Source organism: Chryseobacterium koreense CCUG 49689, from assembly GCF_001045435.1.
GTDB lineage: Bacteria > Bacteroidota > Bacteroidia > Flavobacteriales > Weeksellaceae > Kaistella > Kaistella koreensis.
In genome coordinates this window covers 1-17,919 of sequence record NZ_LFNG01000001.1, presented here as the reverse complement: position 1 = coordinate 17,919, position 17,919 = coordinate 1, and the positions used below count along the sequence as shown (strand labels likewise).

The window sequence follows — 17,919 nt, the reverse complement described above, 5'->3', positions numbered from 1 at the left end:
AAATATAAGAAAGAAAGAATGAGAATTTTTGAAATATTGATAAATCAAAAAATATCGAAGACTTATTGAAGTATATTTGAAAACAAATCCTCGTACTTCCCAAGAATAATCTCCTTTGAAAATCTGGACTTCACTGAATTTTTGATGGTGTAAGAATCATGATTTTGGGATAATACATCAACAATTTTTCTCGCAAATTCAGCGTGATTCTCAATATCCGAAATCTCACCGTTGATTCCTGGCTGGATGATTTCCGAAATTCCTCCGGGACAATGGTTTGCCAAGGAATAAGTTCCGCATGCTCCTGCTTCCAGCAAAACATTCGGGAAACCTTCATAGCGCGAGGAAAGAATGAACAGATCGGCAAACTTCAAGAATTGATAAGGATTTTTCTGCTGTCCGTGGAAGATTACGTTCTCGAGTTCCAGATCATTTTTCATTTGATGAAGCTGTTCACGGTCTTTTCCGTCACCTAAGATGTGAAGCAGAATTTTTTCATCTTTTAGATAGGTGAAAATTTTCAGTAGATTATCAAAACCTTTTCTGGCAGAGAGGTTTCCGATCGCTACGACATTTTTGAAACCGCTTTCAAAAATTTCCGGCTTAATGGATTCCTCCAATTGGCCATCGATAAAATCAAAATCAACCGGATTGTTGATTTTAACGATTTTGTCCTTTTTAATATTAAAGTTCTCAACCAAATCCTCCTGCATATCGTCGCTTTGACAGATGATTTTATGAAAATTATTGTAGAATTTGTAGAAAAAGCGGATGTCTTTCCGGGTGACGTGTTTAGACACCACGTTGGTTTCCCTGGCGATGAATTTCGTTTTCGGAAACATTTTGATGAAAAAGGAAATATACGCGTTCACCTCGCCGAAACCGCAGAAAACGATCTCAGGTTTTCTTTTCCTGATTTCATTTAAAATTGGCAAAAGTGAATTCCGGATTCGCCGCACATTCATATCGACAACTTCCACATCATCCTTAAGGATTTCCAGATAAGCACCTTCTTTTCTGAGCAAAAGGATTTTAGGCTCGAATCTTTCCCGCGGCAGATGGTTCGCAATGGTGGTGACAATTCTTTCAGCGCCGCCTGCTTCCAAATCCGGCAGGATGAAAAGGATGGTTTTTTGTGGGTGGTTCATCAAAAAGCTTGTGCAATTCCAAATTTATAATAATTCCGAGAAGTCTTTTGAGTGGTTGTTAATAAGGTGGTTAATCAGAAATCAGTGATCTTTTCTGTCAAAGAAAATGTACCATGTAGTGTTTTCATTGGTGTAAAAAATTGCTATTTCCCCCACCACTCACGAATTTTCCGTTTTGATTCCGACCTCGATTGCTCTGAATTCGTTCCACTTGCCCATCTTTCTTCGAAATCATCCTTCACTTCCATTTTTGTTTGGGTTCGGAAACCAAATTCAGTTTCTCAATCCGCAACTTCAAATCAAGCAGTTCGCGGATGATTCGTTCATCTTCTAAACCGCGGACTCATTGCAGGATTTCGATTTTTTGTATTTAAAATCTTCTCGTCCATTACCAATTGCGTTTTACTTATGCTAATTTGCTACATCCGAAATAAATTTGATCCTCAACATCCGCACTTCCTCATCCGTCAAATCGTCGCCAAATTCCTTCAGCAAAATCTTCATGCTGTCACTCTCGCTTTCCCGCATGAATTCCATGAATTCTTCCACGATGTCTTCATCAAAGTTTTCGTCTATATAATAATCAATATTAAGTTTTGTTCCTTGATACACGATCTGCTCCATTTCCTTCAGCAGTTCCTGGATGGAGAGGTTTTTGGCCTTGGCGATGTCTTCCAGATCGATTTTTTTGTCTGTGCTTTGAATGATGAAAACCTTGTGGCTGGATTTGTTCGCAACACCTTTCAGCACCATATCCTGAGTTCGTTCAATATCGTTTTCCTCCACATACTTTTTGATGAACTCGGCAAATTCTTTTCCGTATTTTTTTGCTTTTCCTTCACCTACCCCGTAAACTTTCCCAATTTCTTCCACGGTGATCGGATATTGCACCGTCATATCTTCCAAACTGGGATCCATAAAAACGGTGTACGGCGGAATTCCGTGTTTTTTGGCAACCGTTTTCCTTAAATCTTTCAATTGGTTGAAAAGGTTTTGGTCTAAACCACCGCTTTGTTGCACCTGGATTTTCTCGGAATCGGCTTTCTGCTGTTCCAGGTTATATTCCCGGTCTTCTGCGATCAGGAAAGCGTTTTTGTCTTTTCCGTCAATGACTTTCTGACCTTTTTCGGTTATTTTCAACACCCCGTAAGTTTCAATGTCTTTAGCCAAAAAATTCTGCACCGTCGCTTGCCGGATAATCGATTTCCAGAAATTTTCGGACTCATTTTTCCCGATTCCGAAATGTTTCGTGGATTCCAGTTTATAGGATTTCGTCACCGGATTTTCTTTGCCAACGATAACTGCAATAAGATCTTTCGTCTTAAATTTTTCCTCTAAATCTTTGACCAAAGTCAACACCAATTTCAATTCTTTGGTCACCTCTTTCAGTTTTGGCGGATTTACGGAATTGTCGCACATCTTCGCTCCATCGCCATTTACAGGGTCAAATTGTTCTCCGAAATAATAGAGGATATACTGCCTTCTGCTCATGGAAGTTTCTACGTAACCTACTACTTCATTCAGCAATTGCAAACCAATTTCCCTTTCGGAAACCGGCTTTTGGGCTAGAAACTTTTCCAGTTTTTCGATATCTTTCGGATCGTAGAAAGCGAGGCAATGTCCTTCACCGCCGTCTCTTCCGGCCCTTCCCGTTTCCTGGTAATAACTTTCGAGCGATTTTGGAATATCGTAGTGGATCACAAACCGCACATCCGGCTTGTCGATTCCCATTCCGAAAGCTATAGTGGCTACAATCACGTCACATTCCTCCATCAAGAATTTGTCCTGATTGGCGACTCTGGTTTTTTGGTCTAAACCGGCGTGGTAAGGAAGCGCGTTAATTCCATTCACCTGAAGAAGTTGCGCGAATTCCTCCACTTTTCTTCGGCTCAGGCAATAGACGATTCCGGATTTCCCCTTATTCTTGTTGATGAATTTCACGATTTCTTTGTCCACGTTGATTTTCGGGCGAATCTCGTAGAACAGATTCGGTCTGTTGAAACTTTCCTTGAACACCACTGCATTCGTCATTCCCAAAGTTTTTTGGATATCGTCCTGAACCTTTGGAGTTGCAGTGGCGGTCAACGCGATTACAGGTACATCCGCAATCTTGTCGATGATGAGTTTCAGGTTCCTGTATTCCGGGCGGAAATCGTGTCCCCATTCAGAAATGCAGTGCGCCTCGTCGATTGCCACGAACGAGATTTTCACCTCCTTCAAAAACTCAAGATATTCTTCCTTGATCAGTGATTCTGGAGCAACATACAAAAGTTTGGTTTTTCCAGATTTGATGTCGTCGAAAACCTGTTTGGTCTGGGTTTTATTTAAGGATGAATTCAAAACGTGGGCAACTCCTTCCGCTTCGGAAAGTCCATTGACCGCATCCACCTGGTTTTTCATCAGTGCGATTAATGGCGAAACCACGATGGCGGTTCCTTCAGAAATGAGTGCTGGCAACTGATAACAAAGCGATTTTCCTCCTCCGGTCGGCATTAAAACGAAAACATCCTTTCCATCGAGCAGCGTTTGTATGATTTCTTCCTGTTGTCCTTTAAATGTAGAGAAGCCGAATAACTTCTTCAATTCCTTCGATAATTCGGCGATTTTTGTCTTCATTGAATATTGTTTGCTAAATTTGCATTTTACCCAAAGTTAGAAAATAAAAATCAGATTAGAAAAAAATGAAACTTTTCTTTGCTTAAATTTTTGTTAAAAGTGAGGAATCAGCCGATGAAAAACCTGGGTCGCTTTCACCTAAATTACTAGGGATCAATAGTCTAAAACCTGAAATTCGAAAATGAATAACGAAAATATCCTAAAAATCGCGAAAGAATCTATTTCCATAGAAATCTCAGAACTCGAAAACCTTAAAAACCGACTTGACGAGAATTTTCTGAAAGCCGTAGAAATCATCAATTCTGCAAAAGGAAAGCTCATCATTGTAGGAATCGGGAAATCGGCTCATGTGGGAAACAAAATCGTTGCAACGCTGAATTCCACCGGAACACCGTCTCAGTTTCTTCATGCCTCGGAAGCGATTCACGGCGATTTGGGCGTGATCCAAAAAACAGACGTGGTCTTATGCATTTCCAATTCAGGCAATTCACCTGAAATAGTGAATCTCGCACCTTTTTTGAAGGAATATTCTTCCGCGCTGATCGGCATGACTGGAAATCTCAACTCCAAACTCGCAGAGTTCTCAGATATCGTTTTGAACAGCCACGTGGAGAAAGAAGCTTGCCCGATTAAACTGGCACCCACAAGTTCAACCACGGTTCAGATGGCGTTGGGAGACGCTTTGGCGGTTTGTCTGATGGAGATCAATGATTTCCAGCAAAAAGATTTCGCCAAATTCCATCCGGGCGGAAGTCTGGGAAAAAACCTCACCGCAAAAGTTGAGCAATTTCTCTCTTCCCAAAAACCACTAGTTTCTGAAGACGCCGAAATCCGCGAGATCATCATTTCCATCAGTGGTTCCACGCATGGAATCACCGTAGTTACCAACGGCGAAGAAATTACCGGCGTCATCACAGACGGCGATTTGCGCCGAATGTTGATGAGCGAACAGGACCTCTCAAAAATTTCCGCTAAAGACATCATGTCCCAAAACCCCAAAAGCATAGAAAAAGACCGTCTCGCGAAAGAAGCCATGTCGATTTTGAAAGAGAAAAACATCGGTCAACTGATCGTCACAGAAAACGGAAAATACTTTGGAATTATTGATATTCACAGACTTTTGGACGAGGGGATTAATTAAAGTGAATTCGCTTCGAGATCCATTTCTTCGAATGAATTTGCTGCATCGAGAATTTCGCGAAATATAGGACTAAACAGCAAGTGCAGCCTGCACCAACTGCAACCATTTTTTCGTAATTTCGCAACTTCAATTATTAAATAAAATATTTCGTGAACCAGGGAAAAGAAATGTCATTTTGGGGACACATCGGCGAACTGCGCGGACATCTGATCCGCTCTATCATCGCAATTGTAGTGGGCGCATTTATTGTCGGATTTAATATCAACTGGATTATGGACCATGTTTTCTTTGGACCTACCAGAAACAATTTCCCCACTTTCCGCATCGTAAACCACTTTTCCAATATGGTTCTCGGTCACGACAGCATCAAACTTCCCCACGATTTTCCGGTCCGGGTACAGAAACTTTACCAGCAATTCAACGTAATGATGGCGGTTTCCATGTTCGGAGGAATGGTTTTGGCGTTTCCATACATCATCTGGGAACTGTGGCGGTTCATCAGTCCCGCTTTGCATCCCAAAGAACGAAAAAACTCGGTTTTCCTGATCAATTTTGTTTGGATTCTTTTTCTCGCCGGAATTCTATGTGGCTATTTTCTGATCTTGCCTTTCGCGATCAATTTCGGAGTCATCTTCAAAATCTCAGACATCATCGTGCCGCTCTACGATTTGAGCGATTACACCACCTTATTTTTGCAGGTCGTTTTGGGAATGGGCGTGATCTTCCTTTTCCCCGTCATCGTGTATTTCCTCACCAATATCGGAATTCTCACACCAACTTTCATGAAAACCTACCGTCGTCACGCCATAGTATTGATCATGGTAGTCGCAGCAATCGTAACTCCCGCAGATGTTTTGAGCATGCTCATGGCCGCATTCCCACTATTGTTGCTCTATGAATTCAGCATCATCATGAGCTCCTACACCTTCAGAAAAGTGCAGAAAAGAAACGAATTGGAAGCAAAAGCAAAGTAACTGATTAGGAGCAACAAGACTGGGATTTTTCCGAAGAGCAGTCCCGCTCTCCACTATATCTTTTTTGTTTTGCCCATGCGTCATCCATCGCGAAAAACAAAAAAGGATGCCGTTGCGATCGGGGCTAATAACCAGACCAGTCGCTTTTGCGCAGGTATTTTCCTCAGATATTTTTCGCCGTAATCGAAATATCCTTCCCTTCCAGAACCTGACTCGAATATCCTTTCTGGGCCACATTCGCCATCGAGTTTGCAACTTCTTCTACCGTTCCGAAATAATTCGGGAACAGCGGTTTGAAAATCGCATCCATCCAGGAAAAATAGGCATACCATCGATTCACAAAATCCTGTCCGGCAACCGGCTTCATGAAAGCGGGACGAAAATTATAGGCATTGTTTCCCAAAAGCTTGATCAAATCATTTTCAGTCTTTCCTTTCACCGCTGCCCAACCGGAACCTTTTTCATTGGAATCCGTTCCGGCTCCCGAAATGTAGCAGAATCTTCCCTCGGGATTTTCCTTTTTGAAGGTTTCCGCAAAATGCATCGTCAAAGTGTGGGTAATCTGAAAGTATCGATCCTTAGAAATTCCCACCGATGAAATTCCCAAGCAAAACAAAACAGCGTCATAACCCTTCATTTCATGCGCAATCGCCGACAAATCACAGAAATCCTCATGCAAGATTTCCTTCAGTTTTGGGTTAGAAATCCCACTCGGTCTTCTGCTGATTGAAAGGACTTCCTGGATATCATCTCTTTTCAGCAATATCCGCAACACACCATTTCCAACCATTCCGGTCGCTCCGGTTAATATTATTTTCATACGGCCTTTTGTTGTATTATTAAAACTTGCGATGTATGAATTAAACCACCATATTTCTCGGTAAAAGCGGCGAATCCTTCACACAAAATTTACTGGTCATTCACGCTTAGAAATTTCACTGCGCAAAAAATTCTCTTTCAAAGGAAATTCAATGCGCGGCGAAATCCAAAATGCTACGGAGTGCATCCATATCCTTCATTTCCCCATCGGAAACCGGTCCCGAATCAAATTCAAATGAATTCCAAATTCTAGCCATGCTTTGCAACCCGCCATCACCAGATTAAAACCACCTGTGGAATCCCGGATTTGACTTTTCAATTCCTCGGCATTTCCTTTAAACAGGTCATTGACCACCTGAACAAAAGTTTCGTTCTCCGCAATTTTCTTGAAAGTAAAAACCACTCTGTTCATCTCATTATAGTTCCCCCATTCCACTTCAATCAGTTCGTTGGGAACAATCTGCGCTACTTTTACCGGAACGTGGAGGTCATACATTTCCCACGTCCAGATAACCTCCTCTCCTTCTTCCAACTTTCCGGTGGACTTGGTGAACCAGAAATTGGTGGTTACTTCCGGATTGACAAATGCGTTGAAAACCTCTGCAACCGGCTTTCTGATCAACATTCCTGCTTCTGCAAAATTTTGGTTTTCCATCATATCTTGTACGAGTATTTATTTTGGTTCAATGTATTTTTTAATATTAGTAAAGTTACGATGTTTAGAAATATCATCACGCCGATTAGGGAACTTCTATCAATCGTTTTTCATCTGTCAGCGAAATTAATCTTGAACAATCATTCTCATTTTTGAATAAATTTCGTATCAAACATAATTTTACCATTACTGATTCCACTTGAAAACGGGACCGACTTCATCACTTTTGTAGGATAAAGTTAAAAAAAAAGCGGGCTTCAAAAAAACCCGCTCTGATAAAAATATGTCGTCAATTTTCCACGAACTCTTTTAGGCTCTTGCCCACGATTCCGTTCCATCCTTGCTCGAAACTCTGTTTTTCGAAATCTTTGCCCAAATGTTCAAAGTTCTCAAGTCCCTTATGCGTTAAAGTTACCATGGTTCCGTCTCCGTCCGGTTCCAGTTCCCACCTTACGATGGTTTTTTCCTTAGAAAATTCTGGATAAGTCCAGGTGTGCTTCAATTTCACGTTAGGTATTACTTCCAGGATTTCTGCGTGATGATGGAATTTCTTCTCGTTTCCGGGTTCGTAAAAATTGAACTGTTTGTGGATGCCAATTTCAAAATCAGGAATATCGAAATACCATTTCTTCATTTGCGCTTTGTCGGTGATCGCGCTCCAAACTTTGTCTACAGGTGCGTTAACTCTTTGTTTAACGACTACATTCTCGTGCATAGCTGTAAATTTTTAAGGTTGATTAAAATTAAATAAAATAAGCGAGAGAAAAAATTATTTATTTAAAATTAACTTCAAAAATGATTTTTATCAATCTGAATGCGGATTAGCCAATTCCAGCTATAAATTTTAAGGTAATTTAGCCGGTCCATCCGTCTTTGCAAAAAATGAAAATCCTGAAGCAAATCGCACGATCACTTTTAATACTTGTGGGAATCCTGTCGGTTTCCGCCTATATCATTATGAAACAAAAAAAATTTGGAAAACTTCCTTCTGGAGCTCGTTTAGAAAGAATCCTAAAATCTCCAAATTATAAAGACGGGAAATTTCAGAATCTGAGTTACACGCCTCAACTGGCGGAAGGAACTTCAATGCCTGAAGCAATGTTTCGGTTCATTTTCGGGAAAACCCCGAATAGATTTCCTCCAAAAGCTTTTCATTTCGAGAAAAGCGACTTGAAAAATATAGACCCTCATGAAAATGTTTACGTTTGGATGGGGCATTCCTCCTACTTCTTGCAAACTGACGGCGTGAAAATTCTGGTGGATCCCGTATTTAGCGGTTATGCATCACCTTTTTCGTTTACCGCGAAAGCTTTTAAAGGCAGTGACATCTACAAACCGGAAGACATTCCTGAACTCGATTTCCTCGTGATCACCCACGACCATTGGGATCACCTCGATTATGGAACCGTGACCAAAATTTTCCCACGAATCAAGAAAATAATTACCGGATTGGGAACCGCCGAACATTTGGAATTTTGGGGATTTGACCCGAAAAACATCATCGAGCTTGATTGGCAGGAAAGTTCTGATTTAGGAGATGGCTTCAAGGTTACTGCAGAGCCGGCGCGGCATTTTTCAGGACGCGGATTGAAGGCCAACCAATCGCTTTGGTCAAGTTTTGTTTTGGAAACACCGAACCAGCGAATCTACATTGGTGGAGACAGCGGTTACGGTGACCATTTCAAGCAGATTGGCGAAAAATACGGCAGGATCGATTTAGCCATCCTGGAAAACGGGCAATATAATAAAGACTGGAAATACATCCACTTTCTTCCAGGGCAAAATATCCAGGCGATGAAGGATTTGAACGCAAAGCGCATGATTCCCGTTCACAATTCCAAATTTTCTTTGGCACCTCATCCCTGGTTTGAACCACTGCAAAAAATGGCGGAGCTGAATACCGATGACTTGAGGATTCTGTATCCGAAAATTGGCGAAAAAGTAGACTGGATGGATGATGTGAAGGTTTATGAGAAATGGTGGCAGGACTTTTGAGTACAGATTTAGCAGTTTTTCGATTTATGGGCGGGAAACTTACTTTTACCGAATTGATGGCGAGAACAACTTTAGAGGAAATCCGCTCAAAAACTTCCACGAAATTTAATGAAGATCTGGCTTAAAACTTTATCATTAAAATAACAAAGGTTATTTTTGCAGGAGAAAACATTCATCAAATGGATAAATCTGCGACTATTTCAGGATTTCGGGGATTCATTTTCTCGCCACTCTTCATCTATATCTGTAGGTCGTTGATCGGTTTCAGCATCGGTTATGTGCTGATGAAGTCCATCCCACAATACGATTTGTTTTGGGCGCTGATTTCGGTTTTGCTGGTGATTTCCCCCGAAGCGAAAGACAGCTGGAAACTCTCTATTGACCGGGTAAAAGCCAATTTCATTGGTGCGCTGTCTGGTTTTGCGGTAGTATTTTTTCCCATCGACACTTATTTGAAGGTAATGATCGGAATCATTCTCGGAGCCGTAATATGCAAAACTTTCAATCTGCTTAATGTGGTAAGGACCGCCATCGTGGCGATGATTATCATTTTAATAGAAAAGCCAGACGAAGGCTATATCGCGCCAATAGAAAGGTTCATTTCGGTTTTGATCGGATGTTTGATCGGACTTTTGGTAGTTTTCATTACAGCTTATCCGATCAAGTATTTTCACAAGAAAACGCTTCAGATTGAACATAAGTTGAGGGATTGACATTTTTCTGATCAAAGAAAAAAACTATTTTTAAAACAAATTAAAAAAATGAGTAAAAACGCGTACATCATCGCCGGGACCAGATCCGCAATCGGCAACTTCAAAGGTCAACTCGCACCAGTGAGAACAGACGATTTGATGGCCTCAGTGATCAAAAGTTTAGTGGCCAAAAATCCGGAATTGCCTTTAGACAAAATAGATGACGTAATTATCGGATGTGCCAACCAAGCCGGAGAAGACAACCGGAATGTGGCGAGAATGGCGTTATTGCTTGCTGGATTGCCCGTTACCATTCCGGGAGAAACCGTGAACCGACTTTGTGCATCGGGAATGAGCGCTATTGTGCAGGCCTCTAGAGCCATCAAATCCAACGAAGGAGATCTGTTCATCGCGGGTGGTGTGGAAGGAATGTCCAGAGGGCCTTATGTACTTTCAAAATCTGAAAACGCTTTTGATACAACGCAAAAAATGTATGATTCCTCTTTCGGATGGCGCTTCATCAATCCAGAAATGGAGAAAATGTACGGAACTGAAGCGATGGGAAAAACTGCAGAAAACCTAGCCGAAATCTATAAAATCTCAAGAGAGGAACAGGATGAATTCGCCTTAAAATCCCAGCAAAAAGCTACAAAAGCGCAGCAAAGCGGAAGATTAGCCGAGGAAATTTCAGATGTCGTCATTCCTCAAAGAAAAGGAGATCCCATCATCATCAACAAAGATGAATTCATCAAACCAAACAGTTCTATGGAAGTTTTGGGAAAACTTAGAGCCGCCTTCGTGAAAGAAAACGGAACCGTCACTGCAGGAAACGCTTCCGGCCTGAATGATGGTGCCGCCGCAGTGATTATCGCTTCCGATGAAGCCATCGAAAAGTACGGCTTAAAACCTTTAGCGAAAATAGTGAGTTCCGGCGTTACCGGAACCGAACCCAGAATTATGGGAATCGGCCCGGTTGAAGCCACTAAACTTGCCTTAAAAAGAGCAAATCTTTCTTTAGACCAAATCGACCTCATTGAATTGAATGAAGCTTTTGCCGCACAAAGCATTGCGGTTTTAAAAGAACTGGGAATTGCGAATGACGATCCGCGAATCAATGTCAATGGCGGTGCAATTGCGCTTGGCCATCCTCTGGGAATGAGCGGGACCAGAATCACTTACTCTGCCGCAGTGGAGTTGCAGAAAACGGGAAAGAGATATGCTTTAGCGACGATGTGTATTGGGGTCGGACAAGGATATGCCGTTGTTTTGGAGAATGCCGCACTATGATTTGGGCATACTTTCAATAGAAATCTTGAATTCGTTCGTTTGGTCATAAAATTATGTTATTTTTGTTGAATAGACGTTTAACAAATAATTTTAGGGAGAACGGATCAATACACAAGAAATGAAAAATGCTAAACAATTTCGCTCCACTTGTCCATTGGCAAGAGGCCTGGATATCTTGGGAGATAAATGGACCTTGTTGATACTTCGGGATATCCATGCATTCGGAAAAACCACTTACAAGGAGCTGTCTCAGATGCCAGAAAAAATCGCAACGAACACATTGGCAGACCGACTTGAAAAACTGACCTCCATTGGATTGCTAACCAAAACAAGAAGCACCAAAAATAAACTGGTCTTCCACTACCACTGTACCGAGAAAGCCGAAGATCTTGTTCCCATGATCGAGAGTTTCAGCAAGTGGTCGTTGAAATACCTCTGCGAAGAGTCAGAGCATGCCGATTTTGAGCAGGTGATGGAACCGGTCAATCAGCACTAAAACCGAATTGATTTTCGGTTTTTTTTGTCTCAATTTCCGAGCAGTTTCAGTCAGTGAATCTCTAGTTAATTCCTGCAGTACTGCCAATTCTAGATCCGCAAGTTTCTTAAAAAAATTGCAGGCCGCCTTGCCCATTTTCATCTTCCGCAGTTTTGTAAACGGTTCATTTTCCATATCGTCTCCGCACAGAATGAGCTAGACTGAGAATGCGGATTTCCGCGGTGAGAAACCTTTTCTGGACAGATCAAAAGCAAGTTCGGATATTTAATCAGTGTCGAAATGAGAAGCGATGAAAAGAAAACGGAGTTTAAGCCTATTTCTAAAAGAGGGATTATTGAAAGAACGTTTTCTTGGCTTGATAAGGACCGAAGATTGTGCGGAAATTATGAGCTTCTAATGCGAAGTGGAGCAAATATGGCCAAATTATCCGGCATCAACTATTGTTGAATAAAATTTAATCAGGCTCCAAAACATAAAAAAAGATTCCACAATTTGTAGAATCTTTTTATAGTGGCCCAGCTTGGGCTCGAACCAAGGACTTGCTGATTATGAGATGAGGGCGGAAGCATTTCATTAGGTTTCATCTACATTCAAAGTATCTGATTCTCTTGCAGTTATATAAAGGTTCACTTATTTTTGGTTTCATCGAAGTTCACAAAAAAGTACAATATGTTGTACTCATGTTGAACTTAAAATCTGAAGTAATGAATACCAGTCTTAGAATTATCTGCAAAAAGAATTCCCTAAAAAATGGTCTGTACCCTATTTATTTACGCGTCACTATTAATCGAAGATCCAAATTCTACTCTACTCCTTTCACATGCAAATTAACAGAATGGGATGAGAAGCAGGGGGAATTTAAGTCCAAATTTACGAACGCTTTTGTATTTAACAAAACTTTGCGCAAAATGAAAGATTATGCATCTGATATAATCAGCATCCTCGAAATGGAATATGAAAGTTATAATTTGGTTTTGTTTGACAAATACTATTCCCGCAAGACAAATGAAGGGATTACTTTCGTTCAGTTTTTCCTAAAAGAAATAGAAGCTCTAAAGAGTAATTCTCAGGTCAGTTATGCCAGATCAATGGAAGACACTTTGGTTGCTTTAAGAAAATTTGAGAAAAAACTCGATGCTTATAAGTTTGAGAATATTGATTATCAATTCTTAACCAATTTCGAAAATTCTCTACGTAAAAAAGGTGCCAATGACGGAGGAATAGGCGTATATATGAGGAACATTCGAAGAATTTACAATACCGCAATCAATTATAAGCTAGTACAGCAACAATACTATCCTTTCCGCGACTTTAAATTATCTAAATATAAAAAGCGAAATGTCCGTAAAGCTCTTTCCGAGTCAGAATTCAAGAAACTGCTCGATTTTGACAATGAAAAAATTCCCTCTTCAAAGAATGCGCGGTACGCCTATATCTTCAGCTATTATGCAAGGGGAATGAACTTCACTGATATGGCTGAACTTAAGTGGTCTGATCTGGAAAATAACTACTTCAACTATCACAGGAATAAAACAGATGCATTGCTAAAGATAAAGCTGCCGAATCTACCTATCATTAATGAAATACTGGAATTCTACAAAATGTACAGGCCATTCGACACACCGTATATTTTTCCCATCTTGAAGAAAAACTTAAAAGACTATGAAGATTCAGAATTGAGAGCAAGGAAACACAATGTAATCTCTTTTTACAACAAACAATTAAAAAAGATTATGGAATCTTGTAATATCGAAAAAAACATTTCTTTTTATACCGCAAGACACACTTTTGCTACAAGTGCGCTACGAAATAATGTAAACATCAATATTATCAAGCAGTCATTGGGGCACAAACGATTGAGCACAACTGAGAGTTACCTGGATGATTTTCATGACTCTGAAGTTGACAATGTGATTAATAATATTTTCTAAGACTGCTGTAAGTATTTCAGTAACTATGTCAATTGAATCGTTATTTTAAAAATAGCGATAACCGCTAAATAATTAAACCGGCAATTGACTGGTTGTGATATGGTGAAATAGAAATTTGGAAGTTTCTGGTGAAGAGCTAAAATCTCTGAGTTATATTATGCCATTTCTTCAGATTGACTGATTTTGAATGTTTAATTATTTCATACTCGCCATACTTACTCCAAAATCTTTAGAGAAACTGAATAAAGCAGAGATCTTTTCTACAAGACTATGAAACGGCGAAGCTTAAACATCCTTTGCAACCTATAATTCTAAAAAATGGTAATCTTGCACAAACCAAGAAAAATCTAAAGTATTCTTTAAGGCAATAATTCCACCGGATATCGATGATTATATCAAAGATGTTATCACACCGTACGTTAATAACGCTCGAAAGATTCGCCTAATAGGGTTTCCAAAAATGGTCTACAGCCATGAGCAACAAATGCAAGGCGATACCTCTCCGTTTTGATACCACCTATAAGCACCCAACCATCTACAAAAAATCGCAGTTTTTTAATTTAGTTATTATCTGTGATTACCTTACTAATATTGAATAAGAACTTTTCTTCCTACACAGATTGAAAATTTTGATTAAGTGCTAATATCATGTTAGTAAATTATTTCATTTTTAATAGAAAAAAACTCTATATTTGAAATGCATGACATTGAATTGTCAGTTCAAATTGTTTGGAAGCCATATTCTTCGTCCGGTAGTGGTTTTCTTCCTTAGAATACAAAGGCAATAATAAACCGGAATGCTCTTTTTTTCTTAAAAAACTCTTCATAATAGTTTCTTAAAGCAGATTTTAGAGTTTTTTATTCGGATGTTACTAGCGCCTGAAGTCATAGTTGCTGTTAGAGGTTAATTCACATCCTACTTAAATTCCACACTTTCCGAAATATTAAACAATCATATTATGAAAGGACCACAGAAACAGTACACAGACGAAATGAAACGTAAGTTTGGCTACATGGCGACTTGGTTGCCGGGTGTTCCATTGAAAATGGGTGATATCGGAGTAATCCGAGATAATGCGTTTACAAGAATTGCAGGCTTGGAAGATTTCAATATCGGTTTTGATATTCGGGAAGATGAAACGCCAGAAGATTTAGAATACTCCTCAAAAGGATCTGTATCCGTTACAACAAAATTATCTGGAACAATAACGCCTCCAGGAAGTAGTCTTGGCAATCTAGATGCAGGATTTATTGTAGAGTTTTCAGGAGCTAATTCCATCTTGTTTAAAGCGAATAAAACAAAAACCAACCTTATTAAGAACACGATCAAATTGGGAGATGAAGTTATAAAACTTTACAAGGAAGGCAAATGGAATAAGAAATGGGTCGTTATTACAGAATTAGTCGAGGCGGAAACCGCAACCATCCTTATTTCCAATACTGAAAATGCAAAAATCGAACTAAAAGCCAATGCAAACATCACATTAACCAAACTTGATATTGCAGATGCCAGCTTAGATTTGGGTTACACCCATTATAAAGGATTGGATACTAAAGTAATTGCTCAATCCGGGCTTACACCGCTCTTTAAGGTGAAGGGTATCCATACCAATATCTTTGTTCCACCTGTTTTTAAAGAAAAGGGAATTACTGCATTTGATTTTGTGACTCCTGCTACAGCGGCTGATGAATTTAAGGACGACCTATTCTTTGATTATGTTTCGTCTGATGATTGGGAATAAAAACACTTTAATTACGGACCTTGCAACAAAATCAATAGTCTCTTTATAGCAAAATGAAAGTTCTATATATCGAAATAGACTTTGATGTAGCTAAAAAATTCAGGGCAATTTTTCAAATTTTGTTAAAGAATAGAAAAAGTCGATGGATACGAAACGTTGCATAATTAATTGGATAAAATAAGTACGGATGAGAAAATATACACCAATTCACATTTTTTACTGAATTGTCAAATTTAGCCGATGCCGCAGGCACAGATGGTTTTGGTCCTGTGGTCGGTTCTTTATCAACAAAGTTCAGGGTTACGTCAAAGGTGAAATCCAATACCTCGAAACCTGTAAAACTTTTTGCTGTATGTGATGGAAGAATTCCAGTATTTGTGCATATTTTTCACAAAAATCTGTTTTATACAGGTTTGGAAAATACCAAGTGTTATTTTATGCAGGTCAGCGATACAACCTTGTATTATTTTTCGCAGGTAAATAAAATGAGTAGTATCTGTTTTACTCAAGTTGTGGGATTGGAATGTATAGTTTTCACTCTTTTAACATCTAAGCCACATCAATTATATAGACCGAAATCAAACAAAAATATACACTACGAAAACCACCATCAATAAACAAAATTTAAAAAAGTAACAAAAATTATCACTCAATATTTGAATTTTGTATTTTTTTCTTACTATCTTTTAAATCACAAAAACTAAGATATGCCAACCACCAATTCCAACCAATCCACCACTTCGGAAAACGGGAGAAATATCCGTGCAGAGCTTCACGCAGATTCTTATTTCTTTTTGGAAAAAAGTAAAGCATTTACACAAACTGTGGGTCAGAAATTCGGAGTTGTTGGGAGTGGCGGGAATTCGGTATTTCGTACTACTGCAAAGATTAGTTTTGCCGGAGAAGCAAAAATTTTTGCCATTTGTCAGGGGCAGATTTTTCTACAGCCCAATTCTTCCGATGACGGAAAAATCAATCTCATCCTAAAACCTTTTCGGCAGCCGATAAACGGTTTGGCAATCCGCTATATTGTTTACCGCGGACTTCGGAAAAGTGATTTTATGAATGAAAATGAGGAAATACTTCCATATTCTGAAAATTCAACAGAATATGTAAAGCATGTAAGAGAAGAATTTAAAAAGTTTTTTGAATTTTTAGAAGTAACTGAGCCGAAATTTATGGCAGAATATATAGGTTTTCCGAGTGCAAATTTTTCTCAAAGTAATGCAGACTTAATAGATTCCTATTTTTTCAAAGTTTCTGAAATTAATGAAGAAAACGGACAAACCACAGAATCCCATCCTTTTGATTTCCCCATCATTCCTGCCGGAACATATCTTGGAAATGCAGTGGGAGAATTGGGAATCGACATTGTTTTAAACGAAGGCGATTACACGGTGGAAAACAATCCGAATCCTTTTAAATTAAACCTTTCTTATGCAAGAGCATCGGAATATGAGCTGAATACTGCTAATTTTTCGGGGATGCAAAAAAAGCTGATACAGGAATCTGCTACGCAATTTATTGATATAGCAGCGTTTTACGGTTTACACGCTTACGGAAACGGAAAAATACGTTTTGGCGGAGATAGTGAAATTTTACAAAATGAAACAGAAATTTATAACCTGATCCAGTATTTTCACACGAAAAGCACGGTATATCTCTACATTCAGAGCAACCGACAGAGAAGCTATAATTTTTATGGAAATTATTCGGTAGAAAGCGGAAACAATACCGAAGCTGATATTAAATTCAGCATTGACAATACAACTTTTACCGCAGCTACATTTAATGAAAGCTGGCCGGTCTGGGAATTTCCCAATCCGCCGAAGTTTGCCGTAAAATTAGTAACGGACAGCTATTCCGGAGCAGGATTGTATGTAAAGCAAGGACTTCTCAACAGTTCCGTTACACAAAACGAGGATTATTTTATCAGAAATAATAACCTTTTGCAGGACAGCGGTTCCGAAGAAACCGATTACACCAAACCTGTTGCATTTGATTTTCTAAAGTCTGATAATAAAACGGTTTCCTCTTTCATTCAACTAATTTACGAAGGAAAACAAATAGCAATAACGAAAGAATCTTCCGATCCTGAAGTTCCGGCTCGAACTTATTATATGAAGGATATAGATGATGTTTTCGGTCTGATAGAAGCCACTTCGTTGATTCAGCCGCAAAACGATCATCAGATGGCTTATGTTACCGATCTGGATCTTCTACTGATTAATTTTGAGAATAAAACAGGTGGACAAGACATTGCCACCGTTACCACCAAACGTGTGGAAGATGAAGTAATGAAAAACGACACGGAAAGTCTGCCAAGAGTAACCTACGAAACGCTGCTGAACAACATCCGGCAGAATACAGGTTCATTTTTTCAAAGCAGATCGGCATATCTGGACAACAGCAACAGCGGACTG

At 39.5% G+C, this 17,919-nt stretch carries 16 protein-coding genes; 11 read left to right on the top strand and 5 right to left on the bottom strand.

What is annotated here, in order from left to right; genetic code table 11:
• Positions 1 to 62: 62 nt before the first annotated feature.
• Positions 63 to 1,148 carry a glycosyltransferase gene (locus tag ACM44_RS00075; protein ID WP_048498069.1) on the bottom strand — a complete coding sequence of 362 codons (1,086 nt, stop codon included), beginning with the start codon at positions 1,146 to 1,148 and terminating at the stop codon, positions 63 to 65.
• A 411-nt stretch (positions 1,149 to 1,559) separates the two neighbouring features.
• The gene (recQ, locus tag ACM44_RS00070; RefSeq protein ID WP_048498068.1) at positions 1,560 to 3,764 is read right to left on the bottom strand and encodes a DNA helicase RecQ; all 2,205 of its coding nucleotides are present in this window, start codon (positions 3,762 to 3,764) and stop codon (positions 1,560 to 1,562) included.
• A gap of 181 nt (positions 3,765 to 3,945) precedes the next feature.
• Here recQ and ACM44_RS00065 point away from each other — a divergent pair, with 181 nt between their 5' ends.
• Together ACM44_RS00065 and tatC are read left to right on the top strand one after the other, a co-directional pair.
• Positions 3,946 to 4,905: a KpsF/GutQ family sugar-phosphate isomerase gene (locus ACM44_RS00065; RefSeq protein ID WP_048498067.1), complete on the top strand. Its 960-nt coding sequence runs from the start codon at positions 3,946 to 3,948 to the stop codon at positions 4,903 to 4,905.
• Positions 4,906 to 5,054: 149 nt separating this feature from the next.
• Entirely contained in the window at positions 5,055 to 5,879 is an 825-nt protein-coding gene (gene tatC / locus ACM44_RS00060) for a twin-arginine translocase subunit TatC (RefSeq protein ID WP_183325390.1), read from the top strand.
• A gap of 163 nt (positions 5,880 to 6,042) precedes the next feature.
• Here tatC and ACM44_RS00055 read toward each other — a convergent pair whose 3' ends face one another.
• From ACM44_RS00055 to ACM44_RS00045, 3 genes are all read right to left on the bottom strand, one after another.
• Complete coding sequence (locus ACM44_RS00055; RefSeq protein WP_048498066.1) at positions 6,043 to 6,699, bottom strand: NAD(P)H-binding protein; 657 nt, start codon at positions 6,697 to 6,699, stop codon at positions 6,043 to 6,045.
• Positions 6,700 to 6,894: 195 nt separating this feature from the next.
• Positions 6,895 to 7,356, bottom strand: a complete 462-nt coding sequence (locus tag ACM44_RS00050) for an SRPBCC family protein (protein WP_316932541.1) — start codon at positions 7,354 to 7,356, stop codon at positions 6,895 to 6,897.
• A 286-nt stretch (positions 7,357 to 7,642) separates the two neighbouring features.
• On the bottom strand, positions 7,643 to 8,068 hold the full coding sequence (locus ACM44_RS00045; RefSeq protein ID WP_048498065.1) for an SRPBCC family protein: 426 nt from the start codon (positions 8,066 to 8,068) through the stop codon (positions 7,643 to 7,645).
• A gap of 167 nt (positions 8,069 to 8,235) precedes the next feature.
• On the opposite strand from ACM44_RS00045, the gene ACM44_RS00040 reads away from it, so the two are divergent.
• From ACM44_RS00040 to ACM44_RS00005, 9 genes are all read left to right on the top strand, one after another.
• A complete protein-coding gene (locus ACM44_RS00040) occupies positions 8,236 to 9,348 on the top strand; it encodes an MBL fold metallo-hydrolase (RefSeq protein ID WP_048498064.1) in 1,113 nt (370 codons plus the stop codon).
• Positions 9,345 to 9,473: a hypothetical protein gene (locus ACM44_RS15825; RefSeq protein WP_262486448.1), complete on the top strand. Its 129-nt coding sequence runs from the start codon at positions 9,345 to 9,347 to the stop codon at positions 9,471 to 9,473. The genes ACM44_RS00040 and ACM44_RS15825 overlap by 4 nt, the downstream gene beginning before the upstream one ends.
• Positions 9,474 to 9,527: 54 nt before the next feature.
• Entirely contained in the window at positions 9,528 to 10,061 is a 534-nt protein-coding gene (locus ACM44_RS00035) for an FUSC family protein (protein WP_048498063.1), read from the top strand.
• A gap of 48 nt (positions 10,062 to 10,109) precedes the next feature.
• Entirely contained in the window at positions 10,110 to 11,327 is a 1,218-nt protein-coding gene (locus ACM44_RS00030; protein WP_048498062.1) for an acetyl-CoA C-acyltransferase, read from the top strand.
• 118 nt (positions 11,328 to 11,445) lie between these two features.
• The gene (locus ACM44_RS00025) at positions 11,446 to 11,823 is read left to right on the top strand and encodes a winged helix-turn-helix transcriptional regulator (protein WP_053215412.1); all 378 of its coding nucleotides are present in this window, start codon (positions 11,446 to 11,448) and stop codon (positions 11,821 to 11,823) included.
• 680 nt (positions 11,824 to 12,503) lie between these two features.
• Positions 12,504 to 13,754: a site-specific integrase gene (locus tag ACM44_RS00015; RefSeq protein WP_316932540.1), complete on the top strand. Its 1,251-nt coding sequence runs from the start codon at positions 12,504 to 12,506 to the stop codon at positions 13,752 to 13,754.
• A gap of 992 nt (positions 13,755 to 14,746) precedes the next feature.
• On the top strand, positions 14,747 to 15,496 hold the full coding sequence (locus ACM44_RS00010; protein ID WP_160303932.1) for a hypothetical protein: 750 nt from the start codon (positions 14,747 to 14,749) through the stop codon (positions 15,494 to 15,496).
• A 224-nt stretch (positions 15,497 to 15,720) separates the two neighbouring features.
• A complete protein-coding gene (locus ACM44_RS15115; RefSeq protein ID WP_152669268.1) occupies positions 15,721 to 16,113 on the top strand; it encodes a hypothetical protein in 393 nt (130 codons plus the stop codon).
• Positions 16,114 to 16,203: 90 nt separating this feature from the next.
• A partial coding sequence (locus ACM44_RS00005; protein WP_048498058.1) for a hypothetical protein occupies positions 16,204 to 17,919 on the top strand: 1,716 nt, incomplete at its 3' end.